Source organism: Streptomyces sp. NPDC051180, assembly GCF_040689545.1.
Classification (GTDB): Bacteria; Actinomycetota; Actinomycetes; order Streptomycetales; family Streptomycetaceae; genus Streptomyces.
Genome location: NZ_JBFBBC010000029.1, coordinates 12,442 through 35,598, shown reverse-complemented (window position 1 = coordinate 35,598; position 23,157 = coordinate 12,442). Strand labels below are relative to the sequence as shown.

Below are 23,157 nucleotides of genomic sequence, written 5' to 3'. Positions count from 1 at the left end.
TCCAGTGCTCCCCATGCCTCGTCGGTTACGCCGCTCCGCGCGTGGTCAGTGCGGTTCGCGCCAGTTCGCGCAGCCAGGTGTGGGCGTGGTCCGTCCCCGGAAGAGGCACATGCAGTACGCGACAGCGCGGTACGCGACACCCGTGGCGCCGGCCTGGTGGTCCCGCCTGCTCGCCCGCGTGTCCGGGACCGCCGACCGGCCTGCGGCCCCGGCGGCGCGCCGGCTGAGGGCCGTTCCGGAACCGTGGGACGACGGGCGGCCGCCGTCCCTCACCGAGCTGTACCGGGCCCGGCGGCTCGACATGGTGCGGCTCGCGCTCTTCCTGGTCGACGACCTGCCCACCGCCGAGGACGTCGTGCAGGACGCCTTCGCCGCCGTCTGCCGCCGCTACGGCACCTCGCTCGCGGGTCTCCAGGACCCGGGGGCGTATCTGCACACCGCCGTCGTCAACGCGGCCCGGTCCGTGCTCCGCCGCCGCCGGACCGCCCGCGCGTACGTCCCGCCCCACCAGGGCTCCGGACCGCCCGTCGACGAGGCCCTCCTGCTCGCCGAGGAGCACCGCCACGTCCTGGACGCCCTGGCCGAACTCACCCGCCGTCAGCGCGAGGTGCTCGTCCTGCGGTACTGGTCCGAGCTGACCGAGGCCCAGATCGCGCAGGCCCTCGGCCTCTCCCGCGGCACGGTGAAGTCCACCGCGAGCCGCGCCCTCGACGCCCTGGAGAAGAGACTGGAGGCGACGGACCGATGACCCCGCACCCCGACGCGACCGCCCGGCCCGCCACCGAGGACCGGCTCCGCGCCGCCCTCACCGCCCGCGCCGCGCTCCTCGCCCCCCACGACCTCCGGCCCGCCGATCCTCCCCGGGGCCACACCTGGGGAACCCGCCGCCTCCAGGCAGCGGCCCTCGCCGCGGCCGCGGTGGCCGCGGCGGTCGTCCTCGTCACCCTGCTGCCCACCGGCGGGAACCCGCGGACCCCCGTCACCCCCGCCGCCACCCCCTCCGCCGACGAACGCCCCCCGGCGCCGCCGGCGACCCCGGCCCCCGCCCCGCCCTCGCCCACCTCCCCCTCCGTCGTGCCCCCGAGGCCCCTCTCTTAGGGGGCGCCCGGCGTGTCTGCGAGGGCCCCGCGACGGGAAAGCTGGTGTCGGCGGAGGTCACTGTGGAGGGGGATTCGGATGCGTCGTGAGGGAATCGCAGTGACCCGGAGGGCCGGGGCGTCGCAGCGGGCCGGGCGGCGGCCGAAGCTGTGGGCCTTACGGGAGGACAGGACGGGCAGCGGGACGATCACCGAGGCGGAGTGCACCACCTGCCTGGACGGCTCCGGCGCGGCGGAGGACGGCAAGGGGCCCGCCGGGTGGTGCCTGGCGCACGCGCAGGAGACCGGCCACACCGGCTTCCGCCGCATCCGCACGGACTTCTTCCGGGCGTCCTGCGACACCGCGGCGGCCGCCGACGGCGGCTGAGACGGGGCCCGTTCAGCCGGCGTGGAGCATCAGCCCGATGCCGAGGGCCATCAGACCGGCCGCCGCGACCCGGGGGCCGCCGAAGCGTTCCTTGAAGAACAGGGCGCCGATGGCGGCGCCGACGATGATCGAGGACTCGCGCAGCGCGGCGACGGGGGCGAGCGGAGCCCTCGTCTGGGCCCACAGGACCAGCGCGTACGCGGCCACCGACAGGGCCGCGCCGGTGAGGCCGCGGGCGGCGTGCGGACGGAGCTCGCCCAGCAGGGCGGCGCGACGGCGGTACAGGGCGTACGCGGGGATCGCGAGGCCCTCCAGGACCATCAGCCAGGCGAGGTAGCCGAGCGGGGTGCCGGAGGCGCGGACGCCGACGCCGTCGACGACCGTGTAGAGCGCGATCGCCAGGCCGGTGGCGCCCGCGGCGAGGAGGGCCGGCCAGTGCGGGCGGGCGCCCTTGCCCCGGATGCCCCACAGGGCGAGCCCGGTCAGACCCGCGCAGGCCACGGCCACCCCGAGGAGCTGCCAGCCGCCCGGCACCTCGTCGAGGAAGAGGGCCGCGAGCACCGTCACGACCAGCGGGGCCGTACCGCGGGCGATCGGGTACATCTGGCCGAAGTCGCCCAGCGTGAACGACCGCATGAGCAGGACGTAGTAGCCGACGTGCAGGAGCGCGGAGGCGGCCAGGTACGGCCAGGCGCCGGCCGCCGGCAGCGGCACTAAGAGCGCCGTGGCCAGACCGAGCAGCGCGCCGCCGCCGGAGATCAGCGTGAAGGAGAGCAGCTGGTCCTTGATGTGGTGGGCGATGGCGTTCCAGCCGGCGTGGGTGACGGCGGCGACGAGGACGGCGAGGGTGACGAGCGGCGTCACTCCGCGGTCTCGCGCACGTCGACCAGCGTGCCGCCGGCGTGGGCCACCAGCGTCTTGGGGTCGAGGGCGAAGACCGTGTGCGGGGTGCCCGCCGCCGCCCACACCACGTCGTGGTCGAGGATGCCGCGGTCGGCGAGGACCCGGGTCCGGGTGGCGTGGCCGAACGGCGGGACGCCGCCGATCGCGTAGCCGGTGGTCTCCCGGACCGCCTTGGCGTCGGCCCGGGTCACCCGCGCGGCGCCCAGTTCCTCCCGCACCCGCTCGACGTCCACCCGCGAGGCCCCGTCCATCAGGACCAGGACCGGCACGCCGTCGGCCGCGAAGATCAGCGACTTCACGATCTCGGCGACCCGGCAGCCGATGGCGTCGGCGGCCTGCTGGGCGGTGCGGGTCTCGTCCGGGAAGCGGCGGATCTCGACGTCGAGGCCCGCCTCCCGAAGTGCGGCGGCGAACCGGGGGTGCGCGAAGGAGGCGTCGTCAGCGGTCATGACGGCACGCTAGCGGTCCGTGTACGGGCCACGCGACCCTCTTTCAGCCCTTGGACGGGGGCGGCGCCGCAGGGGACGGCCGCGTCCCCCGTCGCCCCCTCGCGCTCACCCCGCCCGCAGGACCTGCGCCACCACCGGGCCGGCCGCGTCGCCGCCGTGCCCGCCGGACTGCACGACCGCCGCGGCGGCGAGGTCGCCGGAGTAGCCGGTGAACCAGCTGTTGGAGGTGGACTGGGCGTCCACCTCGGCGGATCCGGTCTTCGCGCCCTTCGGCGAGGGGAGCCCGGCCATCGCCCTGGTCGCGGTGCCGTCCGCGGCCGTCGCCGCTCCCCGCATCATCTGCTGCAGCCCCGAGGCGACCGCGGGGGACAGCCGGTCGGCGGTCGCGAACGTGCGGTCGTCGAGCGACCTGGCCACCAGGTAAGGCTGGCGGAAGCCGCCGTCCCTGACGGTCGCCGAGAGCGAGGCGACGTTGAGGGCGCTCATCGTGATCCTCCCCTGGCCGATGTACGAGGCCGCCGTCTCGCCGCCGGACGACTCGGGGACGCTGCCGTCCGCCGCCGGGACGCCGACCTGCCAGTTCAGGCCGATGCCGAAGGACCGGCGGGCGGTCTCGCCGAGGACGGTGTCCTCGACGTCCTTCTCGCTGAGCGGCCCGAGCGCCTTGATGAAGGCGGTGTTGCAGGAGCGGCGGAAGGACTGGGCGAGGGTCCCCCCGTCGATCTTGAAGTGGTCCAGGTTGCGGAAGGGGACGCCCTTCCAGGTGACGTCCGCCGGACACTCGACCCGGTCGCCGGGCATCGCCAGACCCTGCTGCATCATCATCGCCGCCGTGACGATCTTCATCGTCGAGCCGGGGGCCTGCTTCCCCAGGAAGGCGGTGTTGAAGCCGCCGGCCGGGCTGTTGGCGACCGCCCGTATCGCGCCGGTCGACGGCTCGATCGCGGCCACCGCCGCCGACCCGTACGCCTTGACCGCCTTCTCGGCCGCCGCCTGGACGTCCGCGTCGATGGTGGTCCTCAGCGTGCCCGGCCGCCCCTGCGACAGGACGAGGACCGTGGTGTCGGGGACGGCCTCGCTGCCCGAGTCGATCCAGGTCTCGATCCCGGTCGTGCCGCCCGCCTTCGCCCCGTACCGCTTGCGCAGCTCGTCCAGGATCGGCCCGAGCGAGGGGTACTTCTCCGCCGTCAGCTCCTTGCCCGCGCGGTCGACGGCCTTCACGGACGCGGTCTTCGCGGCGCCGGTGCGCAGGGTGCCGCCGGCGGTCAGCTTCGGGTGGAGCACCGTCGGCGCCCACTTCACCAGCGGCCGGCCGGTGCTCTGTCCGCGCACCACGGTCAGTTCGGAGGTGTACGTCCAGGGCTTCGACACGCCCTCGAAGGTGACGGTCGCCGCCACCGTGAACGGCACCTTCGCCCCGACCGGCGTCCCCGGCGTGATGACGGCCTCGGAGACGGCCGCACCCTCCCGGAAGCCCAGGACGGCCGGCCCCGCCGAGACCGGGTCGTTGGTCAGCTGGGCCGCCCGGTCGGCCTCCCCGGCCGCCCACGCCGCCAGGAAGTCCCGCGCCGTCGACGTCACCTCGTCACCCGTGACGGGCCCCGATCTCGGCGCCGACTCCGCCCTCGTCCCGACCGTCGAGTCGCCTCCCGTGACGCCGTTCCACAGGTTGTACCCGCCGTAGCCGACGCCCCCCGCCACGACGGCGAACACACTTCCCACGACCGCGACCTTGGCTCCACTGCGCATGGCTGCGCCTCCCCTCCCCCGGTGGCCGTCCAGTCAAGCAGCGCGGCATCCCGGTGTCGAGGAACTCATGACACATCTGTCACTCCGTCACCACGGGGGAGGGACCCGCCCGTCACACCCAGGTGTCGAGCCACATCCGGTTTCTCCACTGGTCCAGCGGAATGGGGGTGCCGGTGTAGATGGGCCAGAAATAGATGAAGCCTCCCGAATCGAGCTGCTCATGGCTCTGACCAGGGAGGAAGTCATCCTCTCGGGCCGTTCGGCGGCCGTTGGGCCGTCTCTGGGCCGCCGATGAGTCCTATTCGGCGAATTCTACGGTGGCGCAGTCCACCCATCGAGCGAGGACGCTGAACGCCGCAAGCTGCTCTAGGGCTTCGTGCTCGGGGAGTTCCCCAAGGTCGGCTTCATGGCTGTTGGGGTTGCGTAGACCGGCATAGCAGCCCTCGGCCAGGGCGCGAGCCCCACGCTGGGTGCTTGCGTAGGTGTCGCTTCCATCGTTGGGCATGATGCGCAGTCGAGGCTGCCCGGCTCGAGCGGGATCCGCTGAGAAGGACTGGTTGAAGAGATTGACCTCAGAAGGACGCCGCAGCATCAGCTTGTTCTGTGTCTCGGCGTTCACCTTCCTGGCAGCGGCCGTGATTGCCTCCCGGAAGTGTCCACTTTGCCAGAGGGACATTGCCCCATCCCACACCCAAGGGTGAAGTGAACTGGCGCTCAACCGAGGTGCGTTGTCGCCCAGATTTTCTCGGATCTCGGCGTCGCGCAGGATGGCAGCCCGGACGCGGATGGCCGTCTCGCGATGGCCGTTCCAGCGCATGTTGGGGTTGAACGACAGACTCTGCCGCTCCAGCCACTCCGGCTCGACTCGATCAAATATCTGCTCGATTACGTGAGCCTGTCCGAGGATGTCCTCTTCCGTGACCTCCGCTCCGACGGCATAACGGCCCCTGGGGCGGCCGTAATCTTCGGTCAGGGAGAGGAAGAGCGCGAGCTGCTCGACTGCCCAGTCAGGTTTCGCGATGGGGTTCACGAGGATGATTCTTCCTCTGAGGGTGCCGGTAGCGCAGGCATTTTCGGCTTGAAGAGAGCATCCACGGCGTTGCGGGTTCGGCCTTCGCTCGTAGGCATGAGGTGCGTGTACGTGCGCAGCGTGAACCCCGGATCGGCGTGGCCGAGGTACTGGCTCAGGGCCCGGATGTTCTCTCCGGCGTCCAGGAGCACGGAGGCGTAGAAGTGCCTCAGCGCGTGCATGCCGTGCTCCGGGGCCGACGCGTACCGCTCGCCTTCCTCCGGCTCCGGGATGATGCCCACGGCGGCGAGAGCGGGCTTCCACATGAAGTCGTTGAAGTGGCTCACCCGGATGTGGCCGCCGGCCGACCCCGTGAAGATGAGCGACTTCGTCACGGGCGGCCCGTCAGGGGTCCGCCAGGGCAGCGTGAGCCTAACGGGCGGGTGCTTCTCTGAGTGCGCCTTGAGCGCGGCCGCCACGGACGGGGGAAGGGGGACGTCGCGCACCTTGCCGCCCTTCGGCAGGGCGAAGACGAACTTGCCCCGGATGCGCTTGAGCTGATGCTCCACGGAGATCCAGCCGCCCTCGTGGTCCACCTCGTCCACCGACAGGCCGAAGACTTCCCCCTGCCTCAGCCCGCACCCGCCAGCGGCGTCCACAGCAGCCCGCAGGTGCTCCGGCAGGGCGGCCCGCACTCCGAACACCTGGTTCGCCGTCCAGGGGACGACGCGGGTGGGACTGGGCTTGGGGATCTGGATGGACTTCGCCTTACAGGGGTTCTTGGCGATGAGTCCGTCGTCCAGGGCAGCGCTGAACGCGGCGGAGACGGTGCCGAAGACGATCCGGCGGTGCGAGGCGGCGGGCACGTTGGCCTCCAGCTCACCGAGCCACGTGCGGATGTGGCCGGGCTGGAACGACGCGAGCGGCCTGGTCCCGATGTACGGGAACGCGTGCAGCCGCAGCCGACGCTCCGCCGCCTCGCGGCTGTTCACCTCGGTCGTGTGCGTCGCCACCCACTTCTCCGCGAACTGCCGGAAGGTGACGCGGCCCGCCTGCGGGTCGACGTACTGCCCCCGGGACATGTCGGCCTCGATGTGGGCGAGCCACTGGGCGGCGAGGCGCTTCTGCTTGTCGGGGAAGCTCTTGGACTTCTCGGTCCCGTCAGGGCCGATATAGCGGGCGCGGTAGCGGAGTCCGAGTCCGTAGCGGTCGGTCTTGACCTGACGGGACTTGCCGTCGGCGCCGATCTCGGTTTTGAACCAGCGGTCTTGGATGTGGCCAGCCATGTGCGCTGCGTCCTCTCGGTTAGGTGCGCCGGCCCTCAGGGAGGGAGGCATGGGGGTGCCGTGGAAGCGGCTGTGGAGGGGTTTCGGGGTGGCTGGGGAGGGTGCCTCCCTGCCTCCCTGAGTGGGGGTTTGGGCAGGTCACCGGTAGGGAGGTGGGCCAGGGAGGCGGTGAGGGAGTTCTCCCTGCCTCCCTGGCGCCTCCCTGGCTCGGGGGAAGCGGAGAGGGGTCTCGGAAAGCGGCTGTGGACAGGGTTTCGGGGCGGCTTGGCGGGGTGCCTCCCCGCCTCCCCGAAGGGGTGTTTTCGCTGGTCGGCGCGGGGGAGTCGGCCCGGGGAGCAGGTTGGGGAGTTCTCCCCGCTTCCCCGGTGCCTCCCCGGGCTTGGGGAGGCGGTGTGACGGCCGTGACGGCGGGGTGTGACGGCCGTGACGCGGCCCCTTTACCAGCCTTACCTTGCAGGTCACGGGCCCTTACCGGCCCCTCTACCGAGGTAAAGGGCTCCCTCTACCTGAGCGGTCCCGGCAGGGGGTGTGACGGCGGGGTGTGACGGGGGTGTGACGGCGTCACGGGTAGCGGGAGGGGGCTCTACCTCCCGCCCCGCCGGCGGGTTATGCGGCGGTGTCGGTGGCTTCCTGGTGCTGGACCCAGGTACGGACGGCGGCAGGGTCGTAGCGAACGTGGCGGCCGACGCGGAAGCCGGGCGGGCCGGTGCGCTGCTTGCGCCAGTGGTAGACGGTCTCGATGGGGACGGAGAACATCGCGGCGATGTCCTCGGGGGTGAGGTAGCGGTCCGGGAGTCCGGCGCGCAGGGTCTCGACGGGGTTGCTGGCCATGGGGTGGGGTGACTCCTCGTGTCCGTCGCGGGGCGGTGCGGGAGTGGTGCCGGTGGCCGCCCTAGAGAGTTGGTGTATCGCAGCGTCCGCAGCGCCCCAGCGTCCGCACCTCTGCGTCTGTGCAGTTCAGAGGTGGTGAGAGGCGCGGACGCTAGTGCGGACGCTGCGGACGCTGGACGGCTGTAGCGTCCGCAGCTCCGTGCCGTGTCCGGGCCGCTGGTGTGCGGCCCGGTCCGGCAGTGTCAGTGCAGTTCAGGTGCCCTGTGGCCCTGTCCGATCGGGGGCACGTCGGGCCAGAGAGGGTCGGTCGGGGGCGCGGACCCTGCGGACGCTGTCTCCTGGGTGAGGTCGGTCCGGGTGAGGACGAGGAGCCTGCTTCGGTGCCGGTCCTGGCTACGTTGCGTGTCGTCCACGGTGATGCCGACTGTCCGCAGGAGCGGGGCGATGCGCTTGACCTTCCCGCTCGCGCGGGTGGCGTCCTTGGGCCAGGTGGGCGGCCGGATGCCGCCCGGGGGCTGGACGTGTTCCAGGAGCTGTGCGGCGGTCCCGGTCCACGTGCCGCACTGTTCGACCAGGGCGACGACGGCGGAGCCGAACGGGTCGCCTACCAGGGCGTCTCCGGCGACGTTCGCGGAGGCGGCGAGGTAGTCGCCCAGGGTGTTCCACTCCATGACCTGGTCGACGGCCGCCAGGACGCGGGCGAAGTCGGCCATGCGGGGCAGGGAGTCCAGCCGCACGTTCGGCAGAACGGCCAGGACTGCGGCGAGGAGGTCGAAGAGCGCGCCGAGGACGGCGGGCCGCACGGTCTCGAACGCGGTCGCCAGCTCTTCCTCCGTCCGGCGCCGCTCCGGCTCGATCAACTGGAGGTCGAGCATGAGCAGCCGTTCGGCGAGGTCTCCGGCGAGCGCGCCGGCGTCGATGGTGGTCATGGCCAGCACCCGGCGGAAGGACACCACCACCACGTCGTCGTCGCTGTACAGGGCCCGGTCCACGAACCCGTCGCCCGTGACGGCCTTGCACAGGGTGTCCGACAGCCACGGCGGGATAGCGGAGATGTTGTCCAGGCACAGGGCCCAGGAGTTGAACGCCTGCGTCGACCACGCCTTGAGGTCCCGTGGCGCGGACCGCTTAGCCGCGGGCGAGGGGTCGACCAGGTTCACCACCATCTGCGCGGCGGCTGACTTCCCCGTGCCCTGCTCGCCCTTGAAGGTGAGGACCGGGTGCGGGATGTTCGGCATCCACGCGGCGATGAGCCAGGCCACGAGCCGCCGGAAAGCCGACTCGTCCATGTTGAACATGCTGTGGAGCATGGCCAGCCCGTCCCCTTCGAGGATCGGGGTGGGCATGGGCGACATGGCCCCGGAGCGCCGGAACAGCAGCGGCGAGCGCGGTACGACCTGCCAGCCCCCGGCGGATACCGTGACGGCGCGGCCGTCGGCGGTACCCAGGTCGACCACGATCGTTCCCAGGTCGTCCTGACCGGCCCGCAGATGCACCGGTACCGGGTCGTCGTCCTCCGCGATGCCCTCCAGCACCGTCATGGCATCCGCCAGCGCCGACTGAGAGGCCACGTCCCCGTCAAACGTCTCGGCGTACAGGCGGGCCAGCCGCTGCCTCACCCCGGAGCGCCCCTTAAACGGCAGCACGAGGTTCGGGCCGTCAACCGCGACCGCGTAGGGGCGACCGTCCGCCGACATGACGAACCGGTACCGCTCCCGCGCGAGGGCGACCAGCCGCACGGCGGCCGACGGCTTCTTACCGCTGCCGTCGTCGGCCGGGGGCTTGTTCACGGGCGTGCGCCGAGTGTTCACGGTGGCCCGGCCGGTGTTCACGGGTGCCGGGTCGGTCGACCCGTCGGGGTCGATCGGTCGGGCGGTTCCGTTCACCGGCTTGGTGGTGCTGTTCACGCGCTCACCCCTCGATCGGTCGACTGCTCACAGGTGTTCATCCGGGCCGTACGCCGCCGCTGGTCGAGTCGGCCGACTCGCGCACGCCGCTCGATCGGTATGCGCTGGTTTGTCTGGCCAGGGGTAGACCGTGCGGCCGACGAACGGGCGTGAACGATCCGCGCGATCATCAGCCAGTCGACCCCGTCCGGACCCAACTCGATCGGGTTCGAGTCGGCCGACCGGTCGGGTACGTCGGGCACTCGATCGGCCGGGTCGCCGGTCGGCTGAACGCCTGTGAACGTCGGATCGAAGGACCAGACCAGCAGCAGGGCGAGCGAGAGGAACAGTCGGTCGGCCTTGACGTGGTTGCAGGGCTGGCAGGCGAGCACGAGCGCGTTCGCGGACCACGTCCGGTAGAGCGAGATCGGCACGACGTGGTCCATCGTTGCCTCGCGAAGGTCCTTGAACCGGTGGCGGCAGTAGGCGCACCGCCGGCCGTCGCGGGCCGCGAGCTGAGCCTTGCGGCTGCGGCGACGGGCGGCGTTGAGCCGTGGAGAGGCGTGCAGGCTCACCCGGCCACCCCGGAGACGTCGACCAGGTCGAGCACGGTCCGCAGCGCGGCGGACAGGGAGCCCAGGTGCATGGCCATGGCGGTCGGGCTCGCCATGCCGAGATCGAGGTTCTCGACCCGGCTCAGCGCGTCCCGGGCGGCCGCCAGCAGGATCGGCGGCACCGGTACCACGGCGGGCGCCTGCGGGGTCAGCTCCTTGGGGCGCATGGCGGGCCACAGGTCCCACACGGTGGTACCGAGGACGCGGGCGACGGCGTGGGCGTGACGGGCGTAGGGGCGCCGTCCGGGCTCGTTCACCCACCGCTCCACGGTCTTCGGGTCCACCTGGAGCCGCTCGGCGAGTTCGGCGTAGGTCAGATCGGCCTCGACGATGGCCGCCGCCAGCCGCGTGTTCCCCTCGGCCAGCACCGGGGCGGGGAGGTTAACGGGGGACTCAGGTGCGATCGTCACAGCGCCACCCCCGCGCGGTGGTGCCGGATCGTGGCGCGTCCGTGGACCGGGCAGCCCCGGGAGACGGACACGTCCTCGTCCGCCCACATCGGGATCGACTTGGTGCCACGGCAGGGGCATCCGCCCTCGACCTCGGCGGCCGAGTTCCGGGCCAGCGTCTTCGGCGTCATCGGGTCCCGCCACAGGGTCCCGGAGGCCATCTGCTGCGCCTTGAACAGGCGGCGGGCCTTCGGGAACCGCTGCTCGTGCCGGGCCTGCACGTCGACCGGCACCAGGTTGCTCATCTCCAGGAGGCGGTGCCCGTAGGAGAACTCTGCCCGACGGCGGAGCTCATCCAGGCCGACGCGCTCGGCCCCCTGCACGATCCACGCGGCGACCTGCGTGTCGGTCACGACACCGGCGCGGAAGCGGTCGGGCATGTCCGAGGCGTACAGCGCCACCGCGCGCTCACCCCCGGTCAGCTCCGCCACGGCGACAGAAAGCCGAACCCGTAACGCGGTCTCGTTCGATCCAGGCATCATGGGAGTACCCCTTCGTGGGTCGGGGAGCGGCTATCTGCTTGGCGGTAGGGAGCCGCTCCCTGCTTCGTCCTAGGTCTCTGACCAGGACGTTTCCATGCCTCAGCCCCCATGCGGGAGCCGTACCCATTCCGATCGATCCGACCGGCGGGCATATCCCTAAGGTTCCCTAGGGCACCCTAGGGTGTCAAGCGGTACGCTAGGGAACGCATCCAATGACGTAAGGGAGTTGACGTGGTGTCGGATCAGGTCGGCCATCGGGCGCCGTACGCACGGATCGCCGCGCACTACGAGGAACTGATCACGTCCGGCCAGCTGGGGCCGGGTGAACTTCTGCCCAGCATCAAGACCCTCGCCCAGGAGTGGAGCGTCAGTACTGCGACGGCCGAGAAGGCGCTCCGGAAGCTCCGCACTGATGGGCTCGTCCGGGGAATCCACGGCATCGGTACCGAGGTGATCGACCGCCCCGCTCCGATGTCCTCAGGCGCACAGCGTCAGGACCGGGGTCGCCGCAGCGGGTCGAGCTGGGGAGCGGGCGAGCGGTCCGATTCCCACGAAGCGGCTGTGGTTCCGGCGCCGGCCGATGTGGCGCAGGTACTGGACATCACGCCGGGATCTGACGTGATCCGGCGCCGCCGCGTCTACCGCGACCGGCACGGCATCGTCGCGCACTCCACGTCGTGGATTCCGGTGCAGTACGGGAAGCTCATTCCCCAGCTGGCGGAGAGCGCGCGTCTGTCCGGTGGAACGTCCCTCCAGCTCATCGCGCAGACCACGGGGCGGCCGATCACCCGTCGCATCGACACGGCGTCGGCCCGACTCCTCACGCCGGCGGACGCGCAGCTCTTGGAGCTGGATCCCACGAACCCGCCTTCGGAACCGGTGGTCGTGATGACCGCGAAGTTCGTCGACAGTGGGGACCACGTCGTGGAGTACGGCGTGGACCTCGGCGGCCCCGGCCGGACGTGGCTCACTGAATCGGAGCTCACGCAGTGACGGCGGACTCGGCCGGGCGGCCGTTCTGCGTGCTGATGGTGGGCCTTCCTGGTTCGGGCAAGACGACCCTCTCCCGCGCGCTCACAGCGCGCGGGTTCGTCAGGCTGTGCCCGGACGAAGAGATGTTCCGTCGGCACGGCGTCTACGGCGTCGACTTCCCCCGGGGGTCCTTCCCGACGTTGGAGCGCCCAGTGCTTGAAGAGACCGCCGTGGACCTCGCTGGCCACCTCAATTCGGGCCACAACGTGGTGGTCGACCACGGCTTCTGGACGCCGGACGACCGTGCCCGCTGGCAGTCGATCGCGACGGAGGCCGGTGCAACCTCGGTGCTGGTCTACCTGGAGGTGAGCCACGAAGAGCTCTGGCAGCGCGTGAGCAAGCGGAACGCGCAGCATGAAGGGGACCCGAACTCGATCTACTTCTCGGAGAGTGACCTGACCCGCTACCGGGCCAGGTTCGTCCCTCCGGGGCCGGATGAGCCACACCTAGTCTTCGACGGTGACCCCGAATCGGTGCTGAAAGCCCTGAAAGACGCCTAGTCGCGTTCGAGCTGCTAGACGCTAGTTCGCAGGTCAAGCCCAGGATCGGCCGCTAGCGCACCTGCTAGAGCTAGCAGCGATGGGTGCTAGGTCTAGCAGCGCCATGAGGCCCGTGTGAGTGTCGGCGGAGCCGTCATGGAGGTGCGTTCGCCGTCGGGAGGGCGATAGAAGGGGTGCCCTACGGGCACGCGACCTTTGGTGGCTCGCTCCGCTCGCGCTGCGGCGGTCGGCGCATGGCTTGGGCCGGTGCCCGCTCCGTGCCTTGTCGCCCGACCTTCACGCCGATCCGGGGGCAAGATGCCTCTGGCCTGTGGTGCGACAAGCGACGAGACAAGCGACAAGCGACAAGCCGCACGACAAGTGCGGGTCGGCACGGCGTCCTGAGGAAGAGACCGCCCAGGGCCGCGCGGGTGGTCTCTTCCTCCCCGTTGTCCGGCTGCCGGAGCGTCCAGCGGCTGCACGAGCAAGAGGAGCACGCCCCGCCCGGGTGCTCCTCTTGCTCGTGCGGGCCGCCATGGCGCCGCCGGCGGCGGACTCTCGGAGGGTTCAGCGTCCGCAGCGTCCACACCCCTCCCTCTCTAAGAGCTTCCTGACCTGCAACAACGCTCTTAGAAGGAGGTGGATCTTGCGGACGCTGCGGACGCTAGCGGACGCTAAACGAATTGTTTAGCGTCCGCGATGAAAGTGCAGGTCAGATGGTGCGCCGAGCGGCTTGCGGACGCTGCGGACGCTGTTTTCTCTCAACTCTCTAGTAAGAGAGACAAGAGAGGCTTTTCAAGGCGGGGGACCGGGTGTGTACGACCGTCGCCGCCCCTCTGAAAAGCCGTGGTTGCGGCTCACCCGGCGGAGCGTGCTCGACCGCCAGGTGAGCACGCTCATGCCGTCCAGACGAGAAGAGGCCACCCCGCCGCCAATGCGCCTGCGCCGACCGCTGCCGTGGGCGACTGGAGAGTCGTCCGCCCGGCAGGGCGGGCCTTACGAACGGCGATAGCGGCCCGCTGGCCGGGGCCATCCCGGGTAGGGGCCCGTTCCGGCTTGAGAGAGGCCGACTGCTAACCGCTAACGTGCTGCTCACGGCCGGTTTGGGTCGCTAGCGGTGCCGCTAACGTTAGCGGGGACGCCTGCTGTCGACAGCGGGCATCACGGGCGCATGACCGGGCAGATCCCGCGCCAGTCCACCGTTCCGTCTCCAACGCCTTCATAGGCCCGCTCGCACTCTTCTCGGTTCTGCGGCGTGGTAGGCCGCGGTTCCGAATCGTTGCTACTGACGCCGATGGCGACGGCGAGAACTACGAAGACGAGCGCAGCGATGAAGACGTGAGGTTTCCTGGCGGCCAGTGGCTGCGCCTGGGGGGCGGCTGGGGGCAGTGCCAGGTTCGACGGATCGACGCTCGTGATGTCGATGGAGACTTTCTTCTTGGTACTTGCCGCGTGGGCGACGATCGATCGGCGGAGCTTTTCGGCGTCGGCTCTGTTGTTGCACGTGTGCTGCCCTGAGGTGCCGTCTCCCCAGACGTACCTAAGTACCACCTGCTGAGTCATGCGCCCCCCTCAGTCGCGTGGACTGCTATTGAACCAGCAGCGCCTCAACTGGATGCACCCTTCCCTGATACCGGAAGCGAGCTACTCCGCGGGCCGTCTGTGGGCCGTCCTGGGGCCACCAGTGCCCCCCAACAGTCACCGACAACGACCGAGAGGGCGCGACCGCCGGCCGCGCCCTCTTGCCGCAATTCCCCTGCTACACCCAGGTGTCGAGCCACATCCGGTTTCTCCACTGGTCCAGCGGAATGGGGGTGCCGGTGTAGATGGGCCAGAAATAGATGAAATTCCAGACGATGAGCAGGACGAGACATCCGGCCGCCACCGCGCCGAATGTGCGGCGTCTTTCCGATGAACCGCGGGGGCCGATGAGTGCGCCCAGCATCATCGCCACCGCGAGACACAGGAAGGGGACGAAGACGACGGCGTAGAAAAGGAAGATGGTGCGTTCCTGGTAGAGGAACCAGGGGAGCCAGCCGGCCGCGATGCCGCACGCGACGGCGCCGGCGCGCCAGTCGCGGCGGAAGGCCCAGCGCCAGAGGACGTAGAGGACGGCGAAGCAGGCGGCCCACCACAGGAGCGGGGTGCCGAGGGCCAGGACCTCCTGGGCGCACTTCTCCTTGGCGGTGGCGGGACAGCCGGCCGTGCCGGGCGCGGGGGACTCGTAGAAGTAGGAGACGGGGCGGCCGAGGACGATCCAGGACCAGGGGTTGGACTGGTAGGTGTGCGGCGAGGTCAGGCCGACGTGGAAGGTGTAGACCTCGGACTCGTAGTGCCAGAGGCTGCGCAGCCAGTCGGGGAGCCAGCCCCAGGTGCCGCCGCCGACGGCCTTGTCGTGGTCGGCGGCCCAGGTGCGGAAGTAGCCCTTGTCGCTGACCAGCCAGCCGGTCCAGGTCGCCAGGTAGGTGGCGATCGCCACCGGGACGACCGAGACGAACGCCGGGACCAGGTCCTTGCGCAGGACCGCGAGGTGCGGGCGGACGGCGCCGGCGGTGCGGCGGCCCGCCACGTCCCACAGGACCGTCATCAGGCCGAAGCCGACCATGACGTACAGGCCGTTCCACTTCGTCGCGGCGGCGAGCCCCAGCGACACGCCGGCCGCGATCCGCCACGGCCGCCAGCCCAGGCGCAGGGACTCCGCGATCTCCGCGTCGGGCCGCAGCACGCCCTCCTCGTCCTCGGGGAGCGCGGCCGCGATCCGCTGCCGGGTGCGGTCGCGGTCGATGACCAGGCAGCCGAAGGCGGCCAGCACGAAGAACATCAGCACCTGGTCGAGGAGGGCCGTGCGGCTCATCACGAAGTGCAGCCCGTCGACGGCGAGCAGCAGGCCCGCCAGGCAGCCCAGGAACGTCGAGCGGAACAGCCGGCGGCCGATCCGGCAGAGCATGAGCACCGACAGGGTGCCCAGGAGCGCCACCACGAACCGCCAGCCGAACGGCTCGAAGCCGAAGAGCTTCTCGCCGACGCCGATCATCCATTTGCCCATCGGCGGGTGGACGACGTAGCCGGGATCGGTCGGCACGAGCACCGCGCCCGGGTCGGTCAGGATCGTCTTGTCGATGTCCTTCGGCCAGGCGCCCTCGTACCCCTGGTTGATCAGCGCCCAGGAGTCCTTCGCGTAGTACGTCTCGTCGAATATCACCGCGTGCGGCTTGCCCAGGTTCCAGAACCGCAGCAGCCCCGCGACCGCCGTGACCAGGAGCGGACCGCCCCAGGCCAGCAGCCGCCAGACCCGCTCGGCGGGCCCGGGGCCCAGGCCGAGGAGCGACCACACCCGCGGGGAGGGGCGGGTGTAGGAGGGGACGAGCCGCTCCCGCAGCCCGATGGGTGCGGCGCTTCCGGCGGGCGGCACGTAGCCGAAACGCCGCAGCCGCTGCTGCCACGAAGAGGGCTCTGCCACGGCGTGCCGGCCCTCCAGGGTCTCGGGTGCGGTACTGGTCACCGCGCCATCGTAGGGAACGCGCCTGTGCACGTCGCCTGTCCGGGCTGGGAGGATGTCGGTGTGACAGGAACGCTGGTACTCGCAGGGACCCCCATCGGTGACATCGCGGACGCTCCGCCCCGACTCGCCACCGAACTGGAGAACGCGGACATCGTGGCCGCCGAGGACACCCGGAGGCTGCGCGGACTGACCCGGGCGCTCGGCATCCACACCACGGGCCGGGTCGTCTCCTACTTCGAGGGCAACGAGGCCGCCCGTACGCCGGAGCTGGTCGAGGCACTGGCCGGCGGCGCGCGCGTGCTGCTCGTGACCGACGCGGGCATGCCGTCCGTCTCCGACCCCGGCTACCGGCTGGTCGCCGCCGCCGTGGAGCAGGACATCAAGGTCACGGCCGTTCCCGGCCCGTCCGCCGTGCTCACCGCGCTCGCCCTCTCCGGGCTGCCCGTGGACCGCTTCTGCTTCGAGGGCTTCCTGCCGCGGAAGGCCGGCGAGCGGCTCGGGCGGCTGCGCGAGGTCGCGGACGAGCGGCGGACCCTCGTGTACTTCGAGGCCCCGCACCGCCTCGACGACACCCTCGCCGCCATGGCCGAGGTCTTCGGCGCCGAGCGGCGCGCCGCCGTCTGCCGCGAGCTGACCAAGACGTACGAGGAGGTCAAGCGCGGCCCGCTGGCCGAGCTGGCCGCCTGGGCCGCCGAGGGCGTGCGCGGTGAGATCACCGTCGTCGTCGAGGGCGCGCCGGAGGCCGGACCCGCCGAACTCGACGCCGAGGAGCTGGTGCGCAGGGTGCGGGTGCGCGAGGAGGCGGGGGAGCGCCGCAAGGAGGCGATCGCCGCCGTCGCGGCCGACGCGGGACTTCCCAAGAGGGAGGTGTTCGATGCCGTGGTGGCGGCAAAGAATGCGGACGCGTCGGGCCCCGGAAAAGGTAAAGGACTAATCTGAAAGGCAAAGCCGAACCCGGCGCCTGGACCCTTCTTCGGGCGCTTGGCAAGGGAAGAGCCAAAACCCTTCCATGGTTCCTCCCGCGCTGATGCGCTCCCGCCCGAAAAGGCGTCCACTGGTCAGTGGAGAGGAGCTGGCATGAGCGAGAGCACCGGCACCGGCATATCCGTCGCCCATGAGGCGTACGCCTTCGCCTGCATGCACTGTGGATACGGCTGGGAGCAGGCGTACGACATCGAACACCACGTCGACGCCGCCGGTCAGGCATTCGTCGTCTACAAGGCCGACGGAGAGCGGGTCCCGTCCCCGCTGTCCAGTCCCACCTGCATGAACTGCGGCGGCCACGTCGTCCGCATCATGCGCGCGGGGCAGGTGTCGTCGGTGCTCGACCTGATCGCCGCGACGGAGAAGCACCGGCGCGGCGCGAAGGAGACCAGGCCGGTCTCGCCGGCCGGACCCATCGGCCAGGAGCTGACCGAGGACACCGACGAGAAGCCGCCGGTCCCGCACCACTGGCACCTGTCGGACCTCCTGCATCCCTTCCGCCACGGCAAGTAACGCTTTGGCGGTGGCACTCATGGCCCTCGTACGATGCGGGCCATGAGTGCCAAGGACGCCCCGCCCCCGCTGCCCGAACCCCTCCTCGTGGAGGTCGCGGACTCGCACACGCACCTGGACCTGCAGTCCGGAACCGTCGAGGAAGCCCTGGCCAAGGCCGCCGCGGTCGGTGTCACCACGGTCGTGCAGGTCGGCTGCGACGTGAAGGGCTCCCAGTGGGCCGCGGAGACCGCCGCCGCCCATGCCCACGTGCACGCGGCCGTCGCCCTCCACCCCAACGAAGCCCCCAGGATCGTCCTCGGGGACCCCGACGGCTGGTCCCGGCAGGGCGCCCGCGAGGGCGGCGGCGACGCGGCCCTCGACGACGCGCTCGCCGAGATCGACCGACTGGCCGCCCTGCCGCACGTCCGCGGGGTCGGCGAGACCGGACTCGACTTCTTCCGCACGGGACCGGACGGCATCGCCGCCCAGGAGCGCTCCTTCCGCGCCCACATCGAGATCGCCAAGCGGCACGGCAAGGCGCTGGTCATCCACGACCGCGAGGCCCACGCCGACGTGCTGCGCGTCCTCGACGAGGAGGGCGCACCGGAGCGGACCGTCTTCCACTGCTACTCCGGCGACGCCGCCATGGCCGAGATCTGCGCCGCCAAGGGCTACTACATGTCCTTCGCCGGCAACGTCACCTTCAAGAACGCCCAGCCGCTGCGCGACGCGCTGGCCGTCGCCCCCCTCGAACTCGTCCTCGTCGAGACCGACGCCCCCTTCCTCACCCCGGCGCCCTTCCGGGGCCGCCCCAACGCCCCCTACCTGATCCCCGTCACCCTCCGGGCGATGGCCCGGGTGCGCGGGATCGGGGAGAACGAGCTCGCGGAGGCCATCGCCGTGAACACGGCCCGCGCCTTCGATTACTGATCCATAACGGTTACGTGTCGTAGTCGAGCCGTCCGGCAGAGTGACGGCCCGCGGGGCTAGGGTCCCGGCCTCGTGAGCACTTCCCAGGGCAGTCACCGAGCCGGACGGCGGGGCGCGGCCGCGACCCTGTCCCTGCACGACCAGCCGACGCAGGCGGCGCCCCTCGTCCTCCCGGAGGCCGGACCGGTCCCCGGGACAGCCCCCGGCGCCGTCCCCGGACAGGGCTCCCGGGCCGGCTCCCGGCGCGCGGCCCGGCGCCGCAAGGCCGGCGGGGCCGGCGCGTCCGCCGCCGACGGGCTGCGCCGGCTCGTCCCGCAGGCCCTCGTCGTCGCCTTCCTCGCCGGCGGCACCAGCGCCTTCGTCGCCGACGACAAGGAGATCCGGCTCACCGTCGACGGCGTCCCGCGCACCCTGCACACCTTCGCCGACGAGGTGGACGAGCTCCTCGCCGACGAGGGCCTGACCGTCGGCGCGCACGACATCGTCGCCCCCGCCCCCGGAGAGGCGCTCGCCGCCGGCGACGAGATCGTCGTCCGCTACGGCCGCCCGGTCGCCCTCACCCTCGACGGGCAGCGCCGCCAGGTGTGGACGACGGCCCGGACCGTCGAAGGGGCGCTGCGCCAGCTCGGGGTCCGCGCGGAGGGCGCCCACCTCTCGGTCTCCCGCGGCGCGGCGATCTCCCGGCACGGCCTCGCCCTCGACGTCCGGACCGAGCGGACGATCACCTTCCTCGCCGACGGGCGCGAGCGGACCGTCCGCACGAACGCCGCCACCGTCCGGGAGGCGCTCGCCGAGGCCGGCATCACCCTCTCCGGCCAGGACACCACCTCCGTCCCCGCCGGCGCGTTCCCCCGCGACGGCCAGACCGTGAACGTGCTGCGGATCACCGGCTCCCGGCAGGTCCGCGAGGAGTCCGTCCCGTACGCCGTCGAGACGGTCCGCGACCCGCTGCTGTTCGCCGGCACCGAGACCGTCGAACGGCAGGGCGTGCCGGGCGTCCGCCGCGTCACCTACAGCCTGCGCACGGTCAACGGCGTCCGGCAGAAGCCCCGCAGGATCGGCGAGGAGATCGTCCGCGAGCCGGTCGCCCGCACGGTCCGGATCGGCACCCGCCCGCTGCCCACCTCCGTCGCGGGCGCCGACGGCCTCGACTGGGGCGCCCTCGCCGCCTGCGAGTCCGGCGGCCGCCCGAACGCCGTCGACCCGTCGGGGACCTACGGCGGGCTCTACCAGTTCGACCCCGGCACCTGGCACTCCCTCGGCGGCAGCGGCACCGCCCAGAACGCGCCCGCCGCCGAGCAGACCTTCCGGGCCAAGAAGCTGTACGTCCAGCGCGGGGCGAGCCCGTGGCCCCACTGCGGCAGGCGTCTGTACCGATGAGTCCGCCGGACGGGACCCGGCCGTACCGATGACCGCCCCGGACAGGGCCTAGGCTGTACCGGTGAGCACCACCACCGGCCCAGAAAGCCCCGACGCCCTCCTCGGCCCCGCCGACATCCGTGAGCTGGCCGCCGCCCTCGGCGTCCGCCCCACGAAGCAGAAGGGCCAGAACTTCGTCATCGACGCCAACACCGTCCGGCGGATCGTCCGCACGGCCGAGGTACGGCCCGACGACGTCGTCGTCGAGGTGGGCCCCGGCCTCGGCTCCCTCACCCTGGCACTCCTGGAGGCCGCGGACCGCGTGACCGCCGTCGAGATCGACGACGTGCTCGCCGCGGCGCTGCCCGCCACGATCCAGGCCCGCATGCCGGCCCGCGCCGACCGCTTCGCGCTCGTCCACTCCGACGCGATGCAGGTCCAGGAGCTCCCCGGACCGGAGCCGACCGCGCTCGTCGCCAACCTGCCGTACAACGTGGCCGTGCCGGTCCTGCTCCACATGCTGGAGCGGTTCCCGACCATCGAGCGGACCCTCGTCATGGTCCAGGCCGAGGTCGCCGACCGGCTCGCCGCCAAGCCCGGCAACAAGGTCTACGGCGTCCCGTCGGTCAAGGCCAACTGGTACGCCGAGGTGAAGCGCGCCGGCTCCATCGGCCGCAACGTCTTCTGGCCCGCGCCCAACGTCGACTCCGGCCTCGTCTCCCTCGTGCGCCGCACCGAGCCGCTCGCCACCACGGCCACCCGCCAGGAGGTCTTCGCGGTCGTCGACGCGGCCTTCGCGCAGCGCCGCAAGACCCTGCGCGCGGCCCTCGCCACCTGGGCGGGTTCGCCCGCGGCGGCCGAGGACGCCCTGGTGAGGGCAGGCATCTCGCCGCAGGCGCGCGGCGAGTCGCTGACGGTCGAGGAGTTCGCACGGATCGCGGAGGCGAAGGCATGAGCGGCGTGACGGTACGGGTATCCGCCAAGGTCAACGTGCAGCTCGCGGTCGGCGCCGCCCGGCCCGACGGCTTCCACGACCTCGCCAACGTCTTCCTCGCCGTCTCGCTGTACGACGAGGTGACCGCTACCCCCGCGGCCGGACTCACCGTCACCTGCGAGGGACCGGACGCCGACAAGGTGCCGCTCGACCGCACCAACCTGGCCGCGCGGGCCGCCGAACTGCTCGCCGCCCGCCACGGCCTCTCGCCCGACGTCCACCTGCACATCAGGAAGGACATCCCGGTCGCCGGCGGCATGGCCGGCGGCAGCGCCGACGGCGCGGGCGCCCTGCTCGCCTGCGACGCGCTCTGGGGCCTGGACTCCTCCCGCGAGGAGCTCCTGGAGATCTGCGCGGAGCTCGGCAGCGACGTGCCCTTCAGCCTGGTCGGCGGAGCGGCCCTCGGCACCGGGCGCGGCGAGAAGCTCACCGACCTGCCGGTCGGCGGGACCTTCCACTGGGTGTTCGCCGTCGCCGACGGCGGACTGTCGACCCCTGCGGTGTACGGCGAGTTCGACCGCCTCGCCGAAGGCACCGACGTCCCCGAGCCGGCCGCCTCCCCGGTCCTGCTCGACGCCCTGCGCACCGGCGACACCGCCGCCCTCGCGGACGCCCTCGCCAACGACCTCCAGGCGGCGGCCCTGTCGCTGCGCCCCTCGCTGGCCGCGACCCTGGCGGCCGGCACCGCGGCGGGCGCCCTCACCGCCCTGGTCTCCGGCTCGGGCCCGACGACCGCCTTCCTCGTCAAGGACGCCGAGGCGGCCCGCGCGGTCGCCGCCGCCCTCATCGCCTCCGGCACCTGCCGCACCGCCCGCACGACCACCTCCCCGGCCCCCGGCGCGACGGTCCTCTAGGAGGCGTCCCGGCGGCCGACGCGGCCGCCGGGACACCCCGTACTCAGCGGGCGGTTGAGTATCCGCGCCCTGTCGCCGCGGCGGCGGGCGGCGGGAGCGTACTCCCATGGGAATCAGCGCTCGCGAACTCGCCGCCGCCACACCCGCGACGCGGGACCGGTACGTCGACCTGCTCCGGGTGGCCTCGCTCGCGGTCGTCGTCCTCGGCCACTGGCTGATGGCCGCCCTCACCGCCGACGGGCAGGTCGGCAACCTCCTCGCCGTCGTCCCGGAGCTCCAGGTGGTGACCTGGGCGCTCCAGGTGATGCCGGTGTTCTTCTTCGTCGGCGGCTTCGCGCACGCCCTCGCCCACCGCTCGCGCCCGGGCTACGCGGCCTTCCTCAGGGCCCGGCTCCAGCGGCTGCTGCGGCCCACGATGGTCTTCGTCGGCGCCTGGGGCGCCGTCGCGCTCGGGCTCCAGCTGGCCGGCCTGGACGACGGGCTCGCCGGGGTGGCGCTGCGCCTGGTCACCCAGCCGCTCTGGTTCATCGGGATCTACCTGGCGATGGTCGCCTTCACCCCGCCGCTGCTGCGGCTGCACGCGCGGTGGGGATGGGGCGCGTTCGGACTCCTCGCGGGCGGCGCGGTCGCCGTCGACGCGCTGCGCTTCGCGGCCGGCGTCCCGTACGTCGCGTTCCTGAACTTCGCCTTCGTCTGGCTGGCGGTCCACCAGCTCGGCTTCCTGCGCGCCGACGGCATGATCCGCCGGCCGGCCCTCCTCGCCGCCGCCGGCCTGGCCGGAGCGACCGCCCTCGTCGTCCTCGGTCCGTACCCGCTGTCCATGGTCGGGATGCCCGGCGAGAAGGTCTCGAACATGGCACCGCCCACCCTCGCCCTGCTCTGCCACGGACTGTGGCTGGTCGGCGCGGTCGAGCTGCTGAAGGGCCCGGGCGCCCGGCTCGTCGCCCGCGCCGGGGTCTGGCGGACGGTCGTCGCCGCCAACGGGATCGCCATGACGGCGTTCCTCTGGCACCTGACGGCCATGCTCGCGGTGTACGGGGCGATGCTCGGCCTCGGCCTCCGCCTGCCCGCGCCGGCGTCCGGCGCCTGGTGGGCGCAGGTCCCCCTCCGGTTCGCCGCGGCCGCCGCGCTCACGGCCCTGCTCGTCGCGGTCTTCCGCCGCTTCGAGGCACCGGGCCGCGCCCCCGCCCGCACCGGCGGCGCCGCGCTGCCGGCCGCGCTGGGCGTCGCCCTCGCGCTCCTCGGTGTGCTGGGCCTCTCCATGACGGGCCTCGGCGGCCTCCTGGAGGGCCACGGCGCGACCCTGGTCGCGGTCCGCGTCACGGCCCCGGCGGCGGTGGCGACGGCCCTGATCGGCTGGCTCCTGGTCGAACGGACCCCCTCACGGCATCACCGAGAGTGACCGG

At 72.1% G+C, this 23,157-nt stretch carries 24 protein-coding genes; 12 read left to right on the top strand and 12 right to left on the bottom strand.

Annotated features, from left to right (window positions below; genetic code table 11):
* Positions 1 to 109: 109 nt before the first annotated feature.
* The 3 genes from AB0424_RS30285 to AB0424_RS30275 all read left to right on the top strand — a co-directional run bounded on the left by AB0424_RS30285 (position 110) and on the right by AB0424_RS30275 (position 1,464).
* Positions 110 to 748 (top strand): sigma-70 family RNA polymerase sigma factor, encoded by a 639-nt coding sequence (locus AB0424_RS30285; protein WP_366310004.1) that lies wholly within the window; start codon positions 110 to 112, stop codon positions 746 to 748.
* Entirely contained in the window at positions 745 to 1,098 is a 354-nt protein-coding gene (locus AB0424_RS30280; RefSeq protein ID WP_366310003.1) for a hypothetical protein, read from the top strand. Before AB0424_RS30285 ends, AB0424_RS30280 begins: the two co-directional genes overlap by 4 nt.
* 99 nt (positions 1,099 to 1,197) lie before the next feature.
* On the top strand, positions 1,198 to 1,464 hold the full coding sequence (locus AB0424_RS30275; RefSeq protein WP_366310001.1) for a hypothetical protein: 267 nt from the start codon (positions 1,198 to 1,200) through the stop codon (positions 1,462 to 1,464).
* A gap of 12 nt (positions 1,465 to 1,476) precedes the next feature.
* Here the strand turns inward: AB0424_RS30275 and AB0424_RS30270 are convergent, their stop codons facing one another.
* From AB0424_RS30270 to AB0424_RS30225, 10 genes are all read right to left on the bottom strand, one after another.
* A complete protein-coding gene (locus AB0424_RS30270) occupies positions 1,477 to 2,328 on the bottom strand; it encodes an EamA family transporter (protein ID WP_366309999.1) in 852 nt (283 codons plus the stop codon).
* Positions 2,325 to 2,816 (bottom strand): YbaK/EbsC family protein, encoded by a 492-nt coding sequence (locus AB0424_RS30265; RefSeq protein WP_366309997.1) that lies wholly within the window; start codon positions 2,814 to 2,816, stop codon positions 2,325 to 2,327. The genes AB0424_RS30270 and AB0424_RS30265 overlap by 4 nt, the downstream gene beginning before the upstream one ends.
* Positions 2,817 to 2,921: 105 nt before the next feature.
* A complete protein-coding gene (locus tag AB0424_RS30260) occupies positions 2,922 to 4,565 on the bottom strand; it encodes a penicillin-binding transpeptidase domain-containing protein (protein ID WP_366309995.1) in 1,644 nt (547 codons plus the stop codon).
* 298 nt (positions 4,566 to 4,863) lie between these two features.
* The gene (locus tag AB0424_RS30255; RefSeq protein WP_366309993.1) at positions 4,864 to 5,595 is read right to left on the bottom strand and encodes a TIGR02391 family protein; all 732 of its coding nucleotides are present in this window, start codon (positions 5,593 to 5,595) and stop codon (positions 4,864 to 4,866) included.
* Complete coding sequence (locus AB0424_RS30250) at positions 5,592 to 6,860, bottom strand: site-specific integrase (RefSeq protein WP_366309991.1); 1,269 nt, start codon at positions 6,858 to 6,860, stop codon at positions 5,592 to 5,594. Before AB0424_RS30250 ends, AB0424_RS30255 begins: the two co-directional genes overlap by 4 nt.
* A gap of 606 nt (positions 6,861 to 7,466) precedes the next feature.
* Positions 7,467 to 7,691 carry a helix-turn-helix domain-containing protein gene (locus AB0424_RS30245; RefSeq protein ID WP_332435593.1) on the bottom strand — a complete coding sequence of 75 codons (225 nt, stop codon included), beginning with the start codon at positions 7,689 to 7,691 and terminating at the stop codon, positions 7,467 to 7,469.
* A 242-nt stretch (positions 7,692 to 7,933) separates the two neighbouring features.
* Positions 7,934 to 9,598, bottom strand: a complete 1,665-nt coding sequence (locus tag AB0424_RS30240; protein WP_366309988.1) for an ATP-binding protein — start codon at positions 9,596 to 9,598, stop codon at positions 7,934 to 7,936.
* Positions 9,595 to 10,152: an HNH endonuclease gene (locus AB0424_RS30235; RefSeq protein WP_366309986.1), complete on the bottom strand. Its 558-nt coding sequence runs from the start codon at positions 10,150 to 10,152 to the stop codon at positions 9,595 to 9,597. The genes AB0424_RS30240 and AB0424_RS30235 overlap by 4 nt, the downstream gene beginning before the upstream one ends.
* Positions 10,149 to 10,601: a helix-turn-helix transcriptional regulator gene (locus AB0424_RS30230; RefSeq protein ID WP_366309984.1), complete on the bottom strand. Its 453-nt coding sequence runs from the start codon at positions 10,599 to 10,601 to the stop codon at positions 10,149 to 10,151. The genes AB0424_RS30235 and AB0424_RS30230 overlap by 4 nt, the downstream gene beginning before the upstream one ends.
* Positions 10,598 to 11,071, bottom strand: a complete 474-nt coding sequence (locus AB0424_RS30225; protein WP_366309982.1) for a hypothetical protein — start codon at positions 11,069 to 11,071, stop codon at positions 10,598 to 10,600. Before AB0424_RS30225 ends, AB0424_RS30230 begins: the two co-directional genes overlap by 4 nt.
* 285 nt (positions 11,072 to 11,356) lie before the next feature.
* On the opposite strand from AB0424_RS30225, the gene AB0424_RS30220 reads away from it, so the two are divergent.
* Both AB0424_RS30220 and AB0424_RS30215 read left to right on the top strand, forming a co-directional pair.
* Positions 11,357 to 12,115 carry a GntR family transcriptional regulator gene (locus AB0424_RS30220; RefSeq protein WP_366310008.1) on the top strand — a complete coding sequence of 253 codons (759 nt, stop codon included), beginning with the start codon at positions 11,357 to 11,359 and terminating at the stop codon, positions 12,113 to 12,115.
* Positions 12,112 to 12,654, top strand: coding sequence for an ATP-binding protein (locus AB0424_RS30215; protein ID WP_366309980.1), 543 nt, complete (start codon positions 12,112 to 12,114; stop codon positions 12,652 to 12,654). The genes AB0424_RS30220 and AB0424_RS30215 overlap by 4 nt, the downstream gene beginning before the upstream one ends.
* 1,140 nt (positions 12,655 to 13,794) lie before the next feature.
* On the opposite strand, the gene AB0424_RS30210 is transcribed toward AB0424_RS30215, so the two are convergent.
* Together AB0424_RS30210 and AB0424_RS30205 are read right to left on the bottom strand one after the other, a co-directional pair.
* Positions 13,795 to 14,196, bottom strand: coding sequence for a hypothetical protein (locus AB0424_RS30210; protein ID WP_366309978.1), 402 nt, complete (start codon positions 14,194 to 14,196; stop codon positions 13,795 to 13,797).
* A 196-nt stretch (positions 14,197 to 14,392) separates the two neighbouring features.
* Entirely contained in the window at positions 14,393 to 16,135 is a 1,743-nt protein-coding gene (locus AB0424_RS30205; RefSeq protein ID WP_366309976.1) for a phospholipid carrier-dependent glycosyltransferase, read from the bottom strand.
* A gap of 60 nt (positions 16,136 to 16,195) precedes the next feature.
* Here AB0424_RS30205 and rsmI point away from each other — a divergent pair, with 60 nt between their 5' ends.
* The 7 genes from rsmI to AB0424_RS30170 all read left to right on the top strand — a co-directional run bounded on the left by rsmI (position 16,196) and on the right by AB0424_RS30170 (position 23,153).
* The gene (gene rsmI, locus AB0424_RS30200; protein WP_366309974.1) at positions 16,196 to 17,074 is read left to right on the top strand and encodes a 16S rRNA (cytidine(1402)-2'-O)-methyltransferase; all 879 of its coding nucleotides are present in this window, start codon (positions 16,196 to 16,198) and stop codon (positions 17,072 to 17,074) included.
* Between the two features lie 138 nt (positions 17,075 to 17,212).
* Positions 17,213 to 17,632: a hypothetical protein gene (locus tag AB0424_RS30195; protein WP_366309972.1), complete on the top strand. Its 420-nt coding sequence runs from the start codon at positions 17,213 to 17,215 to the stop codon at positions 17,630 to 17,632.
* A 42-nt stretch (positions 17,633 to 17,674) separates the two neighbouring features.
* Complete coding sequence (locus AB0424_RS30190) at positions 17,675 to 18,544, top strand: TatD family hydrolase (protein WP_366309970.1); 870 nt, start codon at positions 17,675 to 17,677, stop codon at positions 18,542 to 18,544.
* 72 nt (positions 18,545 to 18,616) lie between these two features.
* Positions 18,617 to 19,924, top strand: a complete 1,308-nt coding sequence (locus AB0424_RS30185) for a ubiquitin-like domain-containing protein (RefSeq protein ID WP_366309968.1) — start codon at positions 18,617 to 18,619, stop codon at positions 19,922 to 19,924.
* Between the two features lie 61 nt (positions 19,925 to 19,985).
* Positions 19,986 to 20,858 carry a 16S rRNA (adenine(1518)-N(6)/adenine(1519)-N(6))-dimethyltransferase RsmA gene (gene rsmA, locus AB0424_RS30180; RefSeq protein WP_366309966.1) on the top strand — a complete coding sequence of 291 codons (873 nt, stop codon included), beginning with the start codon at positions 19,986 to 19,988 and terminating at the stop codon, positions 20,856 to 20,858.
* Positions 20,855 to 21,751: a 4-(cytidine 5'-diphospho)-2-C-methyl-D-erythritol kinase gene (locus tag AB0424_RS30175; RefSeq protein ID WP_366309964.1), complete on the top strand. Its 897-nt coding sequence runs from the start codon at positions 20,855 to 20,857 to the stop codon at positions 21,749 to 21,751. The genes rsmA and AB0424_RS30175 overlap by 4 nt, the downstream gene beginning before the upstream one ends.
* A 106-nt stretch (positions 21,752 to 21,857) precedes the next feature.
* Positions 21,858 to 23,153 (top strand): acyltransferase, encoded by a 1,296-nt coding sequence (locus tag AB0424_RS30170; RefSeq protein WP_366309962.1) that lies wholly within the window; start codon positions 21,858 to 21,860, stop codon positions 23,151 to 23,153.
* The last annotated feature ends 4 nt before the right edge of the window (positions 23,154 to 23,157 follow it).